The organism is Neorhizobium sp. LMR1-1-1.1 (assembly GCF_040675795.1).
Taxonomy (GTDB): Bacteria; Pseudomonadota; Alphaproteobacteria; order Rhizobiales; family Rhizobiaceae; genus Neorhizobium; species Neorhizobium cellulosilyticum.
The window spans coordinates 177,126-195,518 of sequence record NZ_JBEGHE010000036.1; the positions used below are offsets into that span (position 1 = coordinate 177,126).

Genomic DNA, 18,393 nt, shown 5'->3' on the forward strand with positions numbered 1-18,393 from the left:
CCCTTCTCTCCGCCTGCGGGGAGAAGGTGCCGGCAGGCGGATGAGGGGCCGAGCAAAATCGAGACGAAACTTATGAACAAATTCGCCAAATGGGGACTGACGCTGCCGGCGACGATTGCGGTCGTGCTGCTGCTCGTCATCCCCGTGGTCCTCACCATCGCCACCACATTCGGCGAGCCGAAGGGCGTATTTTCCACCTATACCGCCTTTTTCAACAGTGGGTTCCGCACCAACATCCTTTACCGGACGCTCAGGATCGCGCTGATCACCACGGCGATATCGCTCGTCATCGGCTTCCTGACGGCTTACGTCATCGCCCAGATGCCCGGCCGGCTGAAATCGATCGCCATCATCGCCGCCGTCTTCCCGCTGCTGACCGGCGTCGTGGTACGCTCGTTTGCCTGGCTGATCATTCTCGGCAAGAACGGCATCCTCAACAGCTCGCTTCTGTCGCTCGGCATCATCTCCGAACCGCTGTCGATGCTCTATACCGAAGGTTCGGTCATCGTGGCGATGGTCTATCTCTTCGTGCCGCTGATGATCCTGACGCTGACCGGCGTGCTCGAAGGCATCCCGCGTGACGTGGTGGAAGCCTCCGCCTCGCTCGGCGCAAAGCCGATTGCCACCTTCTTCCAGGTCATCCTGCCGCTCGCGGTGCCCGGCCTCATCGTCGGTGCGGTCCTCGTCTTCACCGGCAGCTTCACCTCCTACGCCACCCCGCAGCTCCTCGGCGGCGAGCAGATGATGATGATGGGCACGCTTCTCTATCAGCGCGCCATGGTCACTTTCGACTGGGTCGGCGCTTCCACTATCGCGGCAATCATGGTGGTCATCACCATTGCCATCGTTTCGATCATGAGCCGCATCGCGCGACGTCTCAACCCTATGGCCGTGTAATGGGGGCGGTGTAGAATATGACAGCCCGTATCCACCCGCTTCTCGGCGCCTTCGCCATCCTGGTCTTCCTGTTCCTGCTGGCGCCGCTGGTCATCATTATCGGCGCTTCGCTCAGCGACACGACCTACCTCACCTTCCCGCCGCAGGGCCTGACGCTCCGCTGGTTCTGGAACATCTTTGAAATCTCCGCCTTCCGAAACACGGCAATCACCAGCTTCCAGGTCGCCATCCTCGGCACCGGCCTATCTCTCCTGATCGGCATTCCGGCAGCCTATGCGCTGAACCGCTACCGTATCGGCCTGCCGAAATGGCTAGGCACCCTGTTCGTTTTGCCGATCCTGGTGCCGGAAATCGTCTTCGGTTTCTCGCTCCTAAAATCGGTCACGATCGGCATGGGCCTGCCCGTCTATCCGAGCCTGATCATCGGCCATGCGCTACTCGTGCTGCCCTATTCGGTCCGCGTCGTCGGCGCCTCTCTCGCCTCCTTTGACTTTTCGGTCGAGGAAGCCGCCATCAGCCTCGGCTGCCCGCCGCTCAAAACCTTCTTCACCGTCGTGCTGCCGAATATCCGCGCCGGCGTTATTGCCGCCTTCATTCTCGCCTTCATCACCTCGATCAACGACGTGTCGATCTCGGTGTTTCTGACCGGCCCCGGTATTTCCACCCTGCCGATCCAGATCCTGGCCCATATGGAACAGTTCTTCGATCCGACCATCGCTTCGGTTTCCGTGCTCCTGATGCTCGTCACCGTCGGCGTCATGGCCATCGTCGAGATGACCCTCGGCCTCACCTTCCTGACCAAATAGACAAGAACGCCCCGATCCCATGACCGTATCGCTGACCATCGAAAACCTCTCCGCCCATTACGGCCAGACCCAGGTCCTGAAAGACCTGTCGATCTCGGTCGCGGCGGGTGAACTCGTCTCGCTTCTCGGCTCGTCCGGCTGTGGCAAGACCACGACGCTGCGCATCGTCGCCGGTTTCCTCCAGCCGACATCCGGCCACGTGAAGCTCGGCAATCGTGACCTCACAACGCTTCCCGCGCATGCCCGCGATATCGGCCTCGTATTCCAGAACTACGCGCTCTTCCCGCATCTCACCGTGCAGGAAAACGTCGCCTTCGGCCTGAAGCAGCGCGGCATCTCCGCCGCCGACCGGGCAAAGCGCGCCACCGCCATGCTGGAACGCGTCGGCCTTGCAAGCCTTGCCGACCGCCTTCCGGGCGCACTCTCCGGCGGCCAGAAGCAGCGTGTCGCGCTCGCCCGCGCGCTCGTCATCGAACCGCCGCTATTGATGTTCGATGAGCCGCTCTCCAATCTCGACGCCAAGCTGCGTGTCGACATGCGAGTCGAGATCCGCCAGCTGCAGAAGGCGAATGGTACGACCTCGCTCTACGTCACCCACGACCAGGAAGAGGCATTCTCGATCTCCGACCGCGTGGCGATCATGAATGCCGGCCGCATCATGCAGCTCGATACGCCCGAAGTGCTCTACCAGAAGCCGGCCAACGCCTTCGTCGCCCGCTTCGTCGGTTTCGAAAACCTCATCCCGATGAAGACCGTCGCACGCGATGGTGCGATCGTGACAGTGGAAGCCGCAGGCGGCGCGAAACTGCACCTGTCGCAGGATGTCTTCGGCCCGATCAAGGATGATTTCGTGCTCGCCACCCGCCCCGATGGTCTGGTCGTGCGCGGCCAGGGCGAAGGCATTCCGACCACGCTCGGCACCCGCACCTATCTCGGCCGCGCGTACCAGTACAAATGCGAGACGGCCGCCGGCGAGATCACCGCGAACGGAGCCCTTTCGGAGCTGTTCGAACCCGGCGCCAAGGCGGTTCTCGTCCCAGTTCCAGAGCAGTGCTGCATTCTCGCTCCCGAGAAATAGGCCGTCCTTCGCGCCCTGATTGAACCTGCGCCGCGCAAGCTTCGGTCAATATTATAGTCCCTTGCCTTCACGCAGATGGAGGCATCTGGATACCATTGAGGCTTCGCCTTGTGGTTCCTGCATAAAAAGGGAGAAAACATGGTCTACGAGTGGGATGCTCGAAAGGCGCGCCGGGCACGGCTCGTCAGGACTGCGATTGTTTGCCTTGCGGTCACGATTGCATTTCTGCCGCTGTCCTACATTACCCTAGGGTGAATGTGGCGCTTATTGCAACTGCGTCACCTGTTTGGGTGACGATTTGCTTATGTTACTATGCTGTCATAAAGGCGGAGTTACCTGAGCTCCGATCTGACTTTCCAGCCTTTGGCCCCTCGCCCAACCAGCGAGGGGCTTTTTCGTCTGGCGACATCAGGCTGAAATGACCACGCGTTGCATCAAGAAAATATGCGCATATAATCTGCGTATATTCTGGAGGTTCTCTATGCCGACACCCGCACGCAAAGCCGCCAACCTCTCGCTCGATAGAACGCTTCTCGCCCAGGCGCGCGAGCTGGATATCAATCTCTCGCGTGCCGCCGAAGACGGCATCGCCAAGGCCGTCAAGGCCGAGCGCGAACGTCGCTGGCTGGAAGAAAATGCCGAGGCGATCCGGGTCTACAACGAATATGTCGAGAAGAACGGCCTGCCACTCGAAGAATATCGCACGTTCTGATGACCCGGTTCCATATCCACAAGCTCAAGGGCCGTGATGGCTTTATCATGGATCTGCAGGCTGATCTTCTTGACTCCTTAGAGACCCGTGTTGTCGCGCCCCTTGTTCCTGTCGTCGAGATCGGACCCGTATTCGTTAAATTGAGTCCTCGCGTCGAGATAGAAGGGCAAGCTTATTACATCCTCATCCCTTCGATGGCCTCGGTACCGAAACGGCTCATTGGTGAGTCCGTCCTTAATCTCTCCCACCACTCGGCCGAAATCACCGCAGCCACCGACTTTCTGTTCCAGGGCTTTTGAGAGGCCGCGCCGCGGGTAAACTCTCTCTTGCGTCAAGGAAGTCGCCCGGAGCAGCCGGCTTTATAAAGGGTGCCGTTAGACCGCAATCCTGAGGTTGGCGCCACTGGGTTCGGCTGCGAACTTTGCGGCCTCGTGCTCCAGCAGTGGTGGAGCGAACAGATAGCCCTGAACACTTGTCCCGCCCAATGCTGTGAGAGCCGCGAGCTCTTCTTCCGTCTCGACACCCTCGATCACGCAATCCAACCCCATGTCTGCACTTAGTGCCAGCAGAGATTTCACGATCTTATAGCTGGACGGCCGCAAATGCAGGTCCTTGACGAAGCTGCGATCAATCTTGAACTTTGTCAGCGGCAAGGCGTGAAGGCGCGTGAGGCTTGAGTATCCGGTTCCGAAATCATCAAGCGAGATCCCACATCCCAGTCTTCGAAGGGTCTCGACGGATTGCGTGACCTGTTCAAAATCGTGGGCGAAAGCCGTTTCGGTAATCTCGAGATCAAGGCGCTTGGGATCAAAGCCACTTCTCTGAATGATGCCCACCAGCATTAAGACGCTGTCGTTGGAGTTCAAGTCGTGGGCAGACAGGTTGAACGACAGGCGCAGAGATGGTCCCCACAGCGAGGCCGCGGCCAACGCCTTCCAGAGGAGCGGCTTCGTAAGTGAGCCGACGATTCCCGCTCGTTCTGCGATAGGGATAAAGCAAGCTGGAGAGATTTTACCAAGCTGTGGGCTATCCCAGCGTGCCAGAGCTTCAAAACCTATCGTCTGCGGACCACGGACATCGATGATCGGTTGGAAGACCACTGACAGCTCGTTTTCGAGATCGGCCTGCTTCAGCGCGCTTTCTATCTTCGCCTCGAAATTGATTTGATATTCATGATCAGAGTCGAACAACACCGCGCCACCGCGCTGCTTTTTCTTGGCGTGGTAGAGCGCATAATCGGCGCGCTCGAAAAGCTGCTCGCAGTTAAGCGCAAGCTCGGGGAACACCGCGATCCCCATTGACGCCGAGATATGCACAGTACCTTCCGGTAGACGGTAGGGCTCCCTCAGCTTGGCCGCGATGGCGTTGGCATTTATTACCATCTGTGTATTTTCCGGTGGTAGAGGAGCGATGATCGCGAATTCGTCACCACCTAGTCTGAAAGCCGTGCTGGCCGTCAGCGTGGTAGATAGGCGTGCGGCAACCTCTGCCAGGAGACGATCACCAACCGAATGGCCGTAAAGGTCGTTGACGGGCTTGAAACCGTCGAGATCCATGACGCCGAGAGCCAACCGCACCCCGTCAGCCTGCGCCTTCGCCAGTTCTGTTTCCAGTTCTGCAAAAAACGCACGCCGATTGCCAAGTCCGGTCAAACTATCGAGGTTGGCGAGCCTGAAGTTCTCGCAGCTCAGAGCCTCGCTTTGCTGCTTAGAAACCACCATACTTTCGAAATTTCGGTAGTTCGTCAGCAGGATGGACATCATGCCGGTGCAAACCAGCAAGACGTTGATCGCAATGGCAACAAATGTTGGCTGTGCCGTCGAGGCGAAGAAAGCGATAAATGCGCCATTGACGATGAGTGTCACGATAAAGGCCGCCGAACGGACATACATCAGGCAGAAGATGCAAGAGATGACGGTAATGGCCATGTAGAAGGCGACATGCGAGCGGGTGTAGGCATCGCCATATGGGATCAGCGCGAAAGACCAGAGTGTGAAAGCCATGGCAATGGCGCCCGCAAGCCGATTGGTGCGCAGGAGTGCAGCATGTGCAAGGTCTGGAGATGGATCTGAATTCCTGGTTCGTAGCCAGAAGATCACTCTTAGCAGGCAGCAGCCCGTAAGCAGCACCGGCACGCCAAGTGTCAACCACGCGGGCGCGATCCGCATGTGCGTCATAGCAAGCGCCCAGGTACTGGAGAGCAGGATGAAATACATCATCGGCATTTGTCGCGTGAAGGCCCGATATTGAGCTTTGAGAAGCTCAGGGTTCTCGTTTTGCACCGACATGAAGTTCCGGATACCGCGCCACGCAATGTGTATATTCATAAGTTCGCCCATCAACTGATGAGCGGCTTCTAACATACGCATCATTACAATCGCGCAAATTAGCACGGTTAATCAAACCTGCAGGACGCTGGTGCCACCTTGCGGGCCCGGGACGGGATCGAGGCCCAGGTGCACTGATCCAATGACCGCAATGGGCTGGATACCGGTCATCGTGGGCAATTGCTGCCCAAGACCTCAGCAAAACGGGATGACGGCTAAGCGTTTTGAAGGACGGTCTCCTTGAGATCCGGCACAAGGCCGGGGATGATTTCGAACCTCCCTGCAATCATTTCAATCGCTTGGACAAAATTTCATCCCCGCCGCCTCGCCTCGTGCCTACAATCTCCCCGTTCCGTCACGGATACACCGGCAGTCGTGCCGGCGAGGCGGGACCGGCGCTGGTGGTGGAGAGAGGACGTAACTCTCCATCACCGGGGTCCGCGGAAAATGGTCTCCCTCCGGCGACACGGGGGAAGCGGCAAGGTTTTCGGACCGGCCTGCCGCTTCTGATGCCCGAACGGCGCGTCGGATGTGCCTGTGCGGCACACATGGTGGCCTGAAGGATGGTCTCGCCGGGCTTCGACCAAGTCCGTCCGTGAGAACGGAAGGCCCGGCGGCGGTGAAATGGAAGGTTGGCGATAAGTCCTCGGGTTTAACCCGAGGATCCGTCCGTTTTCCATCGAGCCACCCTAGGGTTTAACCCGAGGGGAACATCATCCGGCAAGGCAACGGCAGAGGGATCGGAGTCGTGGATAAAAACTGCCGAACGGGGCGCTGAGAGGTGTCACCTATAAACTAACTTACGAGGCAGCTTTCAGCGCCCCGTCCGACTTCTGGCCAAGGCCAACGATAAAAATCTCATGATCCCCAGGGGCTTATTCCGTTTTGGAAAGTATACCGAAAACCAGGCGTCCATCCTGTCCAGATCATACCGATAAGTATGACTTTATTGACGATTGTTCTCGACAGCCGCACCGCCCCCGCGCTATCGAAGGGCGCAATAAATCTCGGGAGGAAATCCGGTATGCCTAAGCCTGTGTCGATCATCCTTGACTGGGGCACGAGTTCGCTGCGTGCAGCACTCGTGTCGGAAACGGGCGAGACGCTCGACACCCGAGACACGACGAGCGGTGGCATCCAGTTTGTCAAGGACGGCGCGTTTGAGGCTGCACTGATGGAAACCGTCGGCAGCTGGTTTGCCTCTCACGGCCCGCTTCCCGTCATCGCCTCGGGCATGATCACCAGCCGCAACGGCTGGATCGAAGTTCCTTACGTCGATGCACCTGCCGGCTTGGCGGAGCTTGCCGCTGGTACGAAGCAACTGACGCTTCAGAACGGCGCAACCGTCACTTTTCTGCCTGGCATGCGAGATCCAGCGGCAAAGCCGTTTCCGGACGTCATGCGCGGCGAGGAAACGCAGATCGTCGGTTTCGGTCTTAACAAGGATTGCACCGTCGTCCTGCCCGGCACCCACAGCAAATGGGCACGCGTCGAGGGAGGCCGCATCGCCGGTTTCCAGACCTATGCGACGGGCGAGGTCTTTTCGCTTCTCACCAAACATTCCTTCATCGCCAAGGCGCTGGAACCTGCCCCCGGAGCCGAACCAGTCTGGTCTGCCTTCGATCTCGGCGCAGAGTTTGCAGCAAGTGATGCCCGTGCCGCCGATGCCTTTCTGTCCGCCGTCTTTTCCGCCCGTACTGGCGTTCTCGCCGGCGTCCTGAAGGCCGAAGATATCGGCGATTACGTCTCCGGCCTCGTCATCGGTTCCGAATTCCGCCAGGCCCGCGCCGCCGGCTGGCTCATCCCCGGCGAAGCGATCGGCATTGTCGGCAACAATGTGCTGAACAGCCGTTACGGTCGTGTCGCGCCACTCTTTAATCTCACCGTGATCCCAAGCCCGGCGGATGCCGCCAAACGCGGCGTGCAGCTAATCGCCGGCCAATTGCAATTGACGAAATAAGGACGTTTCCCATGAACCTCCACGACGCGCTGAAAGAATGCAACCTGATCGCCATCCTCCGCGGCATCAAGCCGGAAGAGGTCGAGGCGGTGGGCGAAACACTGATCGAGGCCGGCTGGCGCATTCTCGAAGTGCCTCTCAATTCGCCCGATCCGCTGAAAAGCATCGAAAAGCTGCAGAAGCTTTTCGGTGACAAGGCGCTGATCGGTGCAGGCACCGTGCTGACGCCTGCCCAGGTCGCCGATGTCGCCGCAACCGGCTCCAAGGTCATCATCTCGCCGAACGCCAACCTGTCGGTCATCGAGGCGAGCGTCGCCAAGGGCATGGTCAGCCTGCCCGGTGTCGCCACCCCGACGGAAGCCTTTGCCGCGATCGGCGCTGGCGCCACCGGCGTCAAGGCGTTTCCAGCCGAAGCCATTCCGCCTTATGTCATCAAGGCCTGGAAGGCCGTGCTGCCGAAGGAAATACCGGTTCTGGCCGTCGGCGGCGTGACGCCCGACAACATGAAGGCTTTCGTTGATGCCGGTGCCGCCGGTTTCGGCATCGGCGGTTCGCTCTACAAGCCCGGCGACAGCGCTGAGGCGGTCGGTGCGAAGGCAAAGCAGTTCATCGAGGCCATGCGCGCCATCAGATAGTCGTTTCACCTCTCGCTTCCTTCTAGCTTCCGACGCAATCGACAGATAATTTGACGGCCGATTCGTCGTCCTTGAGAGACGACAGGAAGATTTGAAGGAGCCTGAGCTTGACGGATATGAAAAGCGGCCTGGTCGAACTGAAACCGCAGATCACCGTCATCGGTGTCGGTGGTGGCGGTGGCAACGCCATCAACAACATGATCGAAGAGGAACTCCGCGGTGTGGAGTTCGTCGCGGCAAACACCGATGCACAGGTTCTGGCGACGTCCAAGGCGTCGCGCCGCATCCAGCTCGGCGCCCAGATCACCGAAGGTCTCGGCGCAGGTTCGCTGCCCGATATCGGGCGGGCTGCCGCTGAAGAATCCATCGACGAGATCATGGATCATCTTGCCGGTTCGCATATGTGCTTCGTCACCGCCGGCATGGGCGGCGGCACTGGCACGGGTGCGGCACCTGCGATCGCGCGCGCTGCGCGCGCCGCCGGCATCCTCACCGTCGCTGTCGTCACAAAACCCTTCACCTTCGAAGGCCAGCGGCGCATGAAGACGGCCGAAGCGGGTATCCTGGAACTGCGCGATGCGGCCGATACCGTCATCGTCATTCCGAACCAGAACCTCTTCCGCATCGCCGACGCCAAGACCAGCTTTGCCGACGCCTTCATGATCGCCGACCGCGTGCTTTTTTCCGGTGTCGGCTGCATCACCGACCTGATCGTCAAGGAAGGCCTGATCAACCTAGACTTCGCCGACGTGAAGTCGGTCATGCGCGGCATGGGCCGCGCCATGATGGGCACCGGAGAGGCCTCCGGCGACAATCGTGCACTCGCAGCAGCAGAGTTGGCCATCGCCAATCCGCTTCTCGACGACATCTCGATGCGAGGCGCCAAGGGCGTGCTGATCTCGATTTCCGGCGGTTCGGACATGACCCTGTTCGAAGTCGATGAAGCGGCAAGCCGCATCCGGGACGAGGTGGAAGCCGATGCCGATATCGTCGTCGGCGCGATCTTCGACCGCAATCTCGACGGAAAATTCCGCGTCTCGGTGGTTGCCACCGGTCTCGACGGCGATCGCGGACCGGCCCCGCATCCGGCCGGCTGAAAACATCCTTCGTGACGTCCCCGGACGTCACGCCCGTGCTATAATCTCGCACCGAGCAGATCCGCGCATCTGTTCGGTGTCTTTGTTTTGCGGCTCTCGGCCCGTTAGTTTCAGCTCGTCACAAGCGAATAGGCAATATTCGAATTTTCTAATTCTTCCTGTGGATGAGACCCAAGGCCACTTCAACCGAACATGACTGTGAATTACAAAATCTTCATTTGACGCCGCGGCAGCAAATATCCACCGTTTGTTCCAGCCGCCATGATGGCGGTTAGAAGCCTGCACGATGTCATCATGTCATCGTGCAGGCTTCGTCCTCTGACCGCCTTCCAGCGCAGGTCAGATTTCCTTGATCAACTGCTCTGCAATACGAACGCTGAGTGCCGCCCCGGTCAGCGTCGGGTTCATACAGGATGCGGACGGCATGACGCTGGTGCCGGCGATGAACATGTTCGGATGGTCATGCGTGCGGCAATCGCGATCGACGACGGAATCGGTCGGGTCGTCGCCCATGCGGGTCGTGCCCATGACGTGCTGGCGGTTTTGCCATTTGACATCGGTAGACAGCACTTCGGCATCCAGCAGTTCGGCGATCTTGTTCAGATCCTGCAGGCCACGGTCACGGCCGGCGTTCCAATAGTCGGTGACCGAGTAATAGAGGACCGGAACCGGGATGCCGAGCGCATCGAACTTGGTCTTCGACGGCGTGACGCGGTTTTCAGCCAGCGGCAACGGTTCGAAATCGATCGCCCAGTTGAGCGAGCGGGCCGAATATTTGCGGATCTGCTCGTCCAGCTTGGAGCCGAGAATGCCCTTCTTGATGAAACCCTCGGTCATCTGCGCGGTCGGAACGGTATTGCGCACCTTGATCTTGTAGCTCGGATAATCCTTGCGGAATTCGCCGTCACGCTGGTTGAGATAGACCAGAAGCTCGGTCGGGCCTTCACCCGGCCACATGTCTTCCTTGGTCAGCATGTTCATGCTGATGCCGGTATGGTCCATCAGGTTGCGGCCTACCTGATCGGAAGAGTTGGCGATGCCGTTCGGATATTTTTCCGAAGTCGAGATCAGCAGAAGCTTGGCGCTCTCGATGCCGTAGGCGGCGAGCACGAAATACTTTGCCGTCAGCCGGTGTTCGGAATTGTCCGGCTTCTTGTACCAGATCGCCACGATCTTGCCGTCGTCACCGGCCTCGATCCTGTAGACCGGCGAATTGTCGAGCAGCTTGGCGCCATGGCGCTCCGCCTCGTCGATATGCATAGACCCGTCATATTTGGCGCCGATCGGACAGACCGGGTTGCAATTGTTGTTGCCGGCGCAGACCGGGCGATTGCCATAGGGGCGCGAGGCGCGGCCATGCGGTTCGAGCACCGGATTGAAGCCGCCGACCGAAAGCTTTTCGGCCAGCGTGTCGAACATGTAGCTGGTGTTGAGCTGCTTCATCGGGAAGGGCATGGAGCGGGGTGGCATCGGTCCGCCGCCCTGTCCGCTCTCGTCTTGGCCGTCCGTGCCGGTCACGCCGAGTTCCAGTTCGGCCTTGTTGTAATACTGCTCCAGATCGTCGTATCCGATCGGCCAGTCGCGACCGCGACCGTAGAGCGACTGGATCTTGAAGTCGTTCGGGATCATCCGCCACAGCGCCGAGCCGAAATGCCAGGTCGTGCCGCCGACGACGCGCAGATAGGAGGTGTTGTACTTCACCGGTCCTTCATATTGCAGATAGTCGCCATAGGTGGATGGCGCATGCGGCAGGCTCGGAAAGGGAGAGCCGGCGCCCTGTAGCTTGGCATTGGCAAGCGAAAGCTTGACCGGCGCATTGCGGTAGGTCTCGACGATCTCGCGGCGATTGACGCGCGGACCGGCCTCCAGAACGATCACCTTTTTGCCTGCCTTGGCGAGATTGGCGGCAACGATGCCGCCCATGACGCCCGAGCCGATAACGATCAGGTCCGCATCATAGGATGTGTTAGCCATTGTCTTTGTTCCTGTCAGATCTTGCTACCGGGCTTCGGTCCCCAGGCATTGGGGCCGGGACCATAAGACGGGACGGTAAGGAGGCCCTTGGTCGGGCGGTACATCAGCGAATCGGCATAGGTGATCAGCTCAGCATCTTCCGGCTCACCAACAACGCCGAGATACCAGGCGGAAACCACCTTGGTGGCCGTCTTCATAAGCGCCGGATCGGTACCGGTCAGCGCCAGAAAACCATCCATGTTCGGCACGCCGGATTGCTTGATGAGCTGGGAGAGCGCCGTAAGGCTTGCATCCAGGCCGGCATCGCGTTTCTTCAATGCCGCAAGAAAGCGGCCGCCGAGAACCGGATCGAGCGTGTAGCCCGTCAGGAATTCCGACAGCTGGGTAAACGATGCGGCACTGTCGTCAGCGGCAAAAGCCGAGATCGGGCCGGCGAAGCTTGCGGCAACGGCCAGACCACCGAGGGCGGCAGTGCCGCGCAACAGGCTGCGGCGGGAGAGATTGGGGCCGGACATGGCCGGGGAGGAAGGATCAAAAGGCATCAGGATCTCCGGGGGAGCGTTCAATGCGAAAAGGAAAAGCGATGCAGGGCTCAGCCGAGCGCCGGGCGCGAACGACGACGGCGCGACAGTAGCCAGACGATCACGGCAAGCACGATGACGGCAGCGACGATCGCAGCGGGAGCCGCAAGCGGCGCGAGCTTGACGATCAGAGGCTTCTCGCCGCCATCGCGGATGCGTGCCACATCGGCAGGCGCCACCTTGACGGACGGATTGCCGTAATTTGCCAGCACATAATTGCTGACATCGGCGATGTCCTTGTCGGACAGGCGATCCGTATAGGACGCATCGGCACCGAAGGCCGGCATGAAGGCGACATGATCGCCAACCTTGCGATGCAGGCCATAAAGGATGGTTGAGACGAGGTTGTCGGGACGGTCCTCGCCGGTCGCGGTGTTGTTAAACAGCGATGGATAATGATCGTTGCCCTGCCCTTCCACCTGATGGCAGGCGGCACAGCTGCCGCTGAAGATGTGGTAGCCGTTTTCTTCCGGCGACTGGCCGGGAAGGCCGCGCAGCGAAGCCTCCACCTCGACTGAAGCCTTGCCGAGATCGGCACGCGACGTCTTCTCGCCCGATCCGATCGCAGGCACGTCCTTGAGGTAGGTAACGATCGCCTTGAGATCGTCGTCGGAAAGATGCTGCAGACTGTTTTCGACGGCTTCCGCCATCGGGCCGGCGGCCTGCGCCTTGCCGGCGACATTGCCGGTCTTCAGATACTGGATCAGTTGGTCGTCGGACCAGCCGCCGATACCGGCATGCTTGTCGGAGGTGATGTTCGGTGCATACCAGGAGCCGACAGAACCGCCGGCAAGCGCCTGGCTGGCATCTTCAGCCATGAAGGCGTTGCGCGGGGTGTGGCAGGTGGCGCAGTGCTCCAGCGCATCGGCCAGATAGGCGCCGCGGTTCCATTCGGCGGACTTGGCCGGATTGGGCTGGAAGCGGGTCTTGTCGAGGAAGAGCAGGTTCCAGACCGCCATCGAGGTGCGGATCGAGAAGGGGAAAGGCAGCTCGGTCTTTTGCGGCTTGTGGTCGTCCGGCTTCACCTCGTTCATGAAATAGGCATAGAGCGCCTTCATGTCGTCATCGGTGATCTTGGCATAGGCGGTGTAGGGCATTGCCGGATAAAGATGGCTGCCATCCTTGGCGACACCTTCACGCACGGCGCGCGAAAAATCCTCTTCGCTGTAAGTGCCGATACCATCTTCCTTCGACGGCGTGATGTTGGTCGAGAAGATCTTGCCGAGCGGTGTGTCGATGCCGTAGCCACCGGCAAAGGGCGTGCCGCCATGCGGCGCGGTGTGACAGGCGGCACAGTCGGCGGCCGTCGCAAGATAACGACCGCGCGCCACGAGATCGGAAGTCTCATCTGCGAAGCTCGCGCCGGCCGAAGCGACCAGCGCGGAAAGACAGAGAATTGCGGGGCGGAGCGATGCGGAAATCGGCGCAAACAAGGTGCTGCCGAAAGACGTACCGGGCGAGACAGGAGGCTTAGGCATATATCCCCGTGCTTTCATCAAGCATGAACAATCAATATCGGTTCCAAACGTGCCTCCCACACGCAGGGCCGATTTTCATCGCCGCAAACCGAGGTGGCACATCGTGAAAATGCCACTCGTGTTGAAGCAATTCTTGAACAAAAAAGCTTGATTAACGGGTTCAGGATTAAACCTGAGGCGTGTCGATGTGTCGCGGCGCGACTTGATTTGTGTCATAGCGCCGCAAAAGATAGCTTGTGTAGTCGGTTTTTCGTACAAACAGCCTTCACCAATTGTGAAAGCTTAAAACCATGAAATTCGACCTCACGGATCTCAGGATATTTCTCTCGGCCGTAGAGGGCGGGAGCCTGACGGCAGCGGCCTTGCAGAACAATATCGTGGTGGCTGCGGTCAGCGCGCGGCTGCGAAAGATGGAAGTCAGTTTCGGGCTTCCGCTGGTGGAGCGGACCGGGCGCGGCATCAGGCCGACGCTTGCCGGCGACATTCTGGTCGGCCACGCCCGCAAGGTGCTTGATGATACGAGAAAGCTCGAAGTGGAACTCGATGCCTTTTCGGAAGGGCGCGGCGGGACGATCCGCCTGCTATCGAACACCAACATGCTTTCCGAGCACATGCCTCAACTGCTCGGATCATTCCTGCGGCAGAACCCGGATATATTTGTCACCGTCGCCGACAAGCCGAGCATGGAAGTGGTCAACCTGCTGAGAAACGGCGAGGCGGATATCGGCATTGTCGCATCGTCGGCGGACATGACCGGTCTCGAGCGCTGGCGCTTCGTGCCGGACAGGCTGGTGCTGATCGTCCCGGGCGACTGGGCTCTGGAAGGGCCGGTTGCCTATGCGCGAATTCTGGATCATCCGCTGATCGCGCTTAACACGACGGTCGCCCTGTCGCAATTCCTGCGGCGGCTAGCCACCGAGCTTGGCAGACGAGCGAATATCCGCATCCGGGTCGAAAACTTCGAGTCGCTTTGCCGAATTGTAGAATGCGGCGCGGGCCTTGGAATCGTACCGGAAAGTGCTGCCCGGCGGTATGGCCGTGACATGGGTTTTCGGACGCTTGAGATTGCCGACGGCTGGGCGGAACGCGAACTCTATGTCTGTGTGAGAAATCAGCAGCAGCTTCCCCTCTACGCGCAGAAACTGCTGCTGCATTTTCAGACCTATGCCGAAGAAGCGAAAAACGCGGCTTTTCGCGAGGCCGCAATCGTTAAAATTTGAAACATTGTCGCAGATTTGACCATCGTCAGTTTCGGTCAAAATCCGGAATGACAGTAGTTCATTTCGATGCAAGAAACCCAATCAGGGAATAGGGAGGGTATTTCTTACGGCGAAAGTTTAATTCATGGATGTTTCAGAGTTTCACGATCATTCGCAATTATATCGCGAAATAGAAATCCCGTTCGATTTTGCGGAGATCTTCTTCTCCAGAACGGACACGCGTGGGAAAATCCAGTCCGGCAACGAGGTGTTCCAGCGCATAAGCGGCTATTCCTGGAGCGAGCTTGCAGGGAAGCCCCATAACATCATTCGCCATGAAGGCGTGCCGCGTGCCGTATTCTGGTTGCTGTGGGATCGTCTGAAACAAGGCCTCCGAACCGGCGCCTATGTAAAGAACAAGAGCAAGGACGGCCGGTTCTACTGGGTTTATGCCATCATAACCCCATGCGAGGGCGGTTATCTTTCCGTTCGCATCAAGCCGAGCAGCCCGATTTTCAGTATCGTTCAGACGGAATATGCTGCCCTTGCCCGGATGGAGATAGAGGAAAAGCTGTCACCGGCGGAAAGTGCAGCGCGACTGATGACGCGCCTTTCGGCTCTCGGTTTCGAAACCTACGATGCCTTCATGGCAACAAGCCTTTCTGCCGAATTCTCGCTGCGCGACGTGAACCTGCAGAAACAGTCGCGGCAGACACTTGCGCTTTATGGACGACTGATGCCCTCTGCCGCGCGGCTGCTGACCGCGGCCCAGCAGATCTCCGACGGGTATCTGACCTACCGCTTCGTGCCGCTCAACCTACTGGTTCATGCAGGCCAGATCGGTGAAGCGGGTGCGGCGATTGCAACCATCTCGACGAATTACAACACGCTGTCGGAGGAAATAGAGCGAGGGCTGGACGGCTTTCTGCAAGCCGCCCGAACCGTGTCACACACAATTAGCGTCGGGGCTTTTCTGCTTTCCACATCCTATGTGCAGCGGGAGATCGCCTGCAGTTTCAGAGATGAAGTCCCCATCGAGGGGGTAGACCACGCGACCGAGAAGAATTTTCTCGACCAGCAGCAGTCGACCTATCAGGCCGAAGCATTAAAGAGCCTGACCGGCATCGAGGGCGAGTTGAAGATCTTCTTCCAGATGGTTTCCGAGATGAAGCGGCTGGCCTCCGGCCTCGCGGCAATCCGCATCATGGGCAAGGTGGAATCGGGGCGGCTGAGCGTCGCCGTCGTCAATGATCTGATCATGGATTTGGAGGCGTTTCAGGATATTGTTCAGCGCGGCCTTGCCGACATATTGCAGGCCAATGACGCGCTAAGAATGGATACGTCGCGCCTGCTGGAGGCCTATGCCGCCGAAGACGCCTGAAGTAGCCGTCGATTATCAACGCGCGCCGCTCAGCGCGCCGCTCCTTCCGCCGGCAGACAGACGGTGGCGACAAGACCGGAACCTGCCGTCCTGTTTTCAAGCGTGATCGTGCCGCCATGCGCATCGAGGATCTGCATGACGATGGCAAGGCCGAGGCCGGTGCCGCCATGGCTCCGGTTTCGCGACGGTTCAGCGCGGAAAAAGGGTTCGAAGACGAAGGGCATGTCCTTCTCCCCTATGCCCGGCCCGTCATCCTCGATGATCAGACAGGCCATGCCATCACGCCTTTCGGTTCTTATCCGGGCATGCGTGCCGTAGCGCAAAGCGTTGGACAACAGATTGTCGATCACCCTTCGCAGTGCCTTTCGCGGCAGCCGGACATTGAGGGGATCGGCCGAGAGGGCGAGTTGAACCGCATCTCCGGACGGGGCGACTTCGATGGCCGAGGTGCTGACTGCTGCATTCAGTTCCACCGTCTCCTTCTCGGATCCGGCAGAGCTTTCACTGGCGAACAGAAGCACGTCGTTCAGCAACTGCTCCATCGTCTCGACATCATGAATGGCCTTTTCTCGATGGGTGCCTGCCGGCATCATCTCCAGCCGCAGGCGGAAACGCGTGAGGTAAGTCTTCAGATCGTGCGAGATCGCCCCGAGAAACAGGGTGCGGTTGTTGACAAGGCCGAGGATGCGCCCCTGCATGGCATTAATCGCCCGGATCAGGGTGCGAAGTTCCCGCGCTCCCCTCTCCTTCACCTGCACTGGCTCGATGCGGTTTCCGAGCTCATCGACGGTTCGTGCCAACTGGGCAAGCGGCCGCGTTTCACGCGCCACAGCAAGGACAGCGATGATCGCGACGACAATGCCGAAGAAACCCGCGAGAAAACCGACCGGCAAGTTCCAGACCCGCAATGTCGTCTCGTCGGAAACCGAGAACCGGGCGATCTCTCCGGATTTGAGCCCGACGACGAATGTCATCAGCGATGAATTGCGCCGGTGCTCGCCGGATCGGACCGCGCCCACCCGGACGACCCGCCCGGGCTCGAGATCATCGATCATCTTTCGGGTAAGCACGCCCATGCGTCCCAGGCTGAAGTCATCCTCGAAGCCTTCGGGCATGGCGGAAATCACCGAGACCTGGAACCCGGAGACGCTCGACACAGCAAGCACATCCTCACGGTTACGGATCTCGGTTTCATCCAGCAGTCGAACGACGGCGACGATCCGCTTGGCGATGGCGAAAGGCGGCGGTGGAGATCGCTCGCCATGCAGATAGGAGATCACCACGAACAACTGGCTGACGAACAGCGCAGCCGTGACGATCAGCGCAATACGGGCGACAATGCCGATCTTTCTCAACAACATTCAGCCGTCCGTCACAGTGGGGTTGAACAGATAACCGACATTGCGCACGGTGGTGATGACCCGGACATCCGGGGGCAAGCAGGCGGCGAGCTTGGTTCGAAGGCGCGAGATCGTTACGTCGATCGTCCGGTCATAGGTCTCCGCGGACGATCCGCGGGTAAAATCGAGCAACTGGTCGCGGGAGAGAACCCGCTTCGGCCGTTCGAGGAAACAGGCGAGAAGGTCGAATTCTGTTGTGGTGAGCGGCACGCTCGCACCGTCTTCCGTCATGATGCTGCGCGCCTGCGGATCGACGACGAGACCGGCGAAGCGCTTGACCGAATTGCCCGGATCCGACGCAATCCCCTTCGCGGTCGTGCGGCGCATCACGGCCCGCATGCGGGCGAGCAGTTCGCGCGGATTGAAAGGTTTGCCGAGATAATCATCGGCGCCGAATTCCAGCCCGACGATGCGATCGATCTCGGCGGTCTTGGCGGTCAGCATGATGATCGGAACCTGGGACCGCGCGCGGATGCGCTGGCAGAACGACAGGCCGTCTTCGCGCGGCATCATCAGGTCGAGAATGATCAGATCCGGCCAGCGGCGCTCGACCAGCCGGTCGGCCGATGGCGGGCTGTCGGCCGTCTGCACCAGATACCCCTCACCGGTGAGGAATTCATCGAGCAGGTCGCGAATTTCCGGGTCGTCCTCGACAACCAGAATTTTCAACTGTTCATCCATTTTACGCTGCTCCATCACCCAACCGGGCCTATCCAGCCAAGTATGAGCCTATCAGACAGGACTGCGATTTCGAGACGATTTCGGATTTGTTGCAATTTGTTACAGCGCCGCGGGAATGCTGGGCCAATCGGCATGCCCGTCTGCAAACTTTTGTAGCAAAGCTGAAACAGCCGTTCAAAACGGACGC

The 18,393-nt window shown here is 59.4% G+C and carries 16 protein-coding genes; 10 read left to right on the forward strand and 6 right to left on the reverse strand.

All coding sequences use genetic code 11. The annotated features are described in order from the left end of the window. Positions 1-72: 72 nt before the first annotated feature. The 5 genes from MRBLMR1_RS21215 to MRBLMR1_RS21235 all read left to right on the forward strand — a co-directional run bounded on the left by MRBLMR1_RS21215 (position 73) and on the right by MRBLMR1_RS21235 (position 3,792). Positions 73-897 (forward strand): ABC transporter permease, encoded by an 825-nt coding sequence (locus MRBLMR1_RS21215; protein WP_183826111.1) that lies wholly within the window; start codon positions 73-75, stop codon positions 895-897. A gap of 17 nt (positions 898-914) precedes the next feature. Continuing rightward, positions 915-1,703, forward strand: a complete 789-nt coding sequence (locus MRBLMR1_RS21220; protein ID WP_183685686.1) for an ABC transporter permease — start codon at positions 915-917, stop codon at positions 1,701-1,703. Between the two features lie 19 nt (positions 1,704-1,722). Then, positions 1,723-2,781 (forward strand): ABC transporter ATP-binding protein, encoded by a 1,059-nt coding sequence (locus MRBLMR1_RS21225; protein ID WP_500066069.1) that lies wholly within the window; start codon positions 1,723-1,725, stop codon positions 2,779-2,781. Between the two features lie 481 nt (positions 2,782-3,262). Beyond that, entirely contained in the window at positions 3,263-3,493 is a 231-nt protein-coding gene (locus tag MRBLMR1_RS21230; protein WP_500066071.1) for a type II toxin-antitoxin system CcdA family antitoxin, read from the forward strand. Beyond that, the gene (locus tag MRBLMR1_RS21235; RefSeq protein WP_500066073.1) at positions 3,493-3,792 is read left to right on the forward strand and encodes a CcdB family protein; all 300 of its coding nucleotides are present in this window, start codon (positions 3,493-3,495) and stop codon (positions 3,790-3,792) included. The genes MRBLMR1_RS21230 and MRBLMR1_RS21235 overlap by 1 nt, the downstream gene beginning before the upstream one ends. 75 nt (positions 3,793-3,867) lie before the next feature. Here the strand turns inward: MRBLMR1_RS21235 and MRBLMR1_RS21240 are convergent, their stop codons facing one another. Beyond that, positions 3,868-5,820 (reverse strand): putative bifunctional diguanylate cyclase/phosphodiesterase, encoded by a 1,953-nt coding sequence (locus MRBLMR1_RS21240; protein ID WP_500066316.1) that lies wholly within the window; start codon positions 5,818-5,820, stop codon positions 3,868-3,870. Between the two features lie 1,024 nt (positions 5,821-6,844). Here MRBLMR1_RS21240 and MRBLMR1_RS21245 point away from each other — a divergent pair. The 3 genes from MRBLMR1_RS21245 to ftsZ all read left to right on the forward strand — a co-directional run bounded on the left by MRBLMR1_RS21245 (position 6,845) and on the right by ftsZ (position 9,512). Then, positions 6,845-7,780, forward strand: coding sequence for a 2-dehydro-3-deoxygalactonokinase (locus tag MRBLMR1_RS21245; RefSeq protein ID WP_148147052.1), 936 nt, complete (start codon positions 6,845-6,847; stop codon positions 7,778-7,780). Between the two features lie 11 nt (positions 7,781-7,791). After that, positions 7,792-8,415 (forward strand): 2-dehydro-3-deoxy-6-phosphogalactonate aldolase, encoded by a 624-nt coding sequence (locus MRBLMR1_RS21250; protein ID WP_148147051.1) that lies wholly within the window; start codon positions 7,792-7,794, stop codon positions 8,413-8,415. Between the two features lie 116 nt (positions 8,416-8,531). Next, on the forward strand, positions 8,532-9,512 hold the full coding sequence (gene ftsZ / locus MRBLMR1_RS21255; protein ID WP_373289484.1) for a cell division protein FtsZ: 981 nt from the start codon (positions 8,532-8,534) through the stop codon (positions 9,510-9,512). A 339-nt stretch (positions 9,513-9,851) separates the two neighbouring features. Here the strand turns inward: ftsZ and MRBLMR1_RS21260 are convergent, their stop codons facing one another. Genes MRBLMR1_RS21260 through MRBLMR1_RS21270 form a run of 3 tightly spaced genes read right to left on the reverse strand, consistent with a single transcriptional unit; the run spans position 9,852 to position 13,545 of the window. Further along, the gene (locus tag MRBLMR1_RS21260) at positions 9,852-11,486 is read right to left on the reverse strand and encodes a GMC family oxidoreductase (protein ID WP_148147049.1); all 1,635 of its coding nucleotides are present in this window, start codon (positions 11,484-11,486) and stop codon (positions 9,852-9,854) included. A 14-nt stretch (positions 11,487-11,500) separates the two neighbouring features. Beyond that, positions 11,501-12,028, reverse strand: coding sequence for a sugar dehydrogenase complex small subunit (locus MRBLMR1_RS21265; RefSeq protein WP_183685680.1), 528 nt, complete (start codon positions 12,026-12,028; stop codon positions 11,501-11,503). Positions 12,029-12,078: 50 nt separating this feature from the next. Next, positions 12,079-13,545 carry a cytochrome c gene (locus MRBLMR1_RS21270; protein ID WP_183685678.1) on the reverse strand — a complete coding sequence of 489 codons (1,467 nt, stop codon included), beginning with the start codon at positions 13,543-13,545 and terminating at the stop codon, positions 12,079-12,081. A gap of 290 nt (positions 13,546-13,835) precedes the next feature. Between MRBLMR1_RS21270 and MRBLMR1_RS21275 the strand changes: the two genes are divergently transcribed. Beyond that, entirely contained in the window at positions 13,836-14,765 is a 930-nt protein-coding gene (locus MRBLMR1_RS21275) for a LysR family transcriptional regulator (RefSeq protein ID WP_148147046.1), read from the forward strand. 124 nt (positions 14,766-14,889) lie between these two features. Then, positions 14,890-16,125, forward strand: a complete 1,236-nt coding sequence (locus MRBLMR1_RS21280) for a PAS domain S-box protein (RefSeq protein ID WP_148147045.1) — start codon at positions 14,890-14,892, stop codon at positions 16,123-16,125. A gap of 29 nt (positions 16,126-16,154) precedes the next feature. Here the strand turns inward: MRBLMR1_RS21280 and MRBLMR1_RS21285 are convergent, their stop codons facing one another. Both MRBLMR1_RS21285 and MRBLMR1_RS21290 read right to left on the reverse strand, forming a co-directional pair. Beyond that, the gene (locus MRBLMR1_RS21285) at positions 16,155-17,486 is read right to left on the reverse strand and encodes an ATP-binding protein (RefSeq protein WP_500066076.1); all 1,332 of its coding nucleotides are present in this window, start codon (positions 17,484-17,486) and stop codon (positions 16,155-16,157) included. Continuing rightward, complete coding sequence (locus MRBLMR1_RS21290) at positions 17,487-18,206, reverse strand: response regulator (protein WP_183685673.1); 720 nt, start codon at positions 18,204-18,206, stop codon at positions 17,487-17,489. It abuts the gene before it with no gap. Positions 18,207-18,393: the final 187 nt, after the last annotated feature.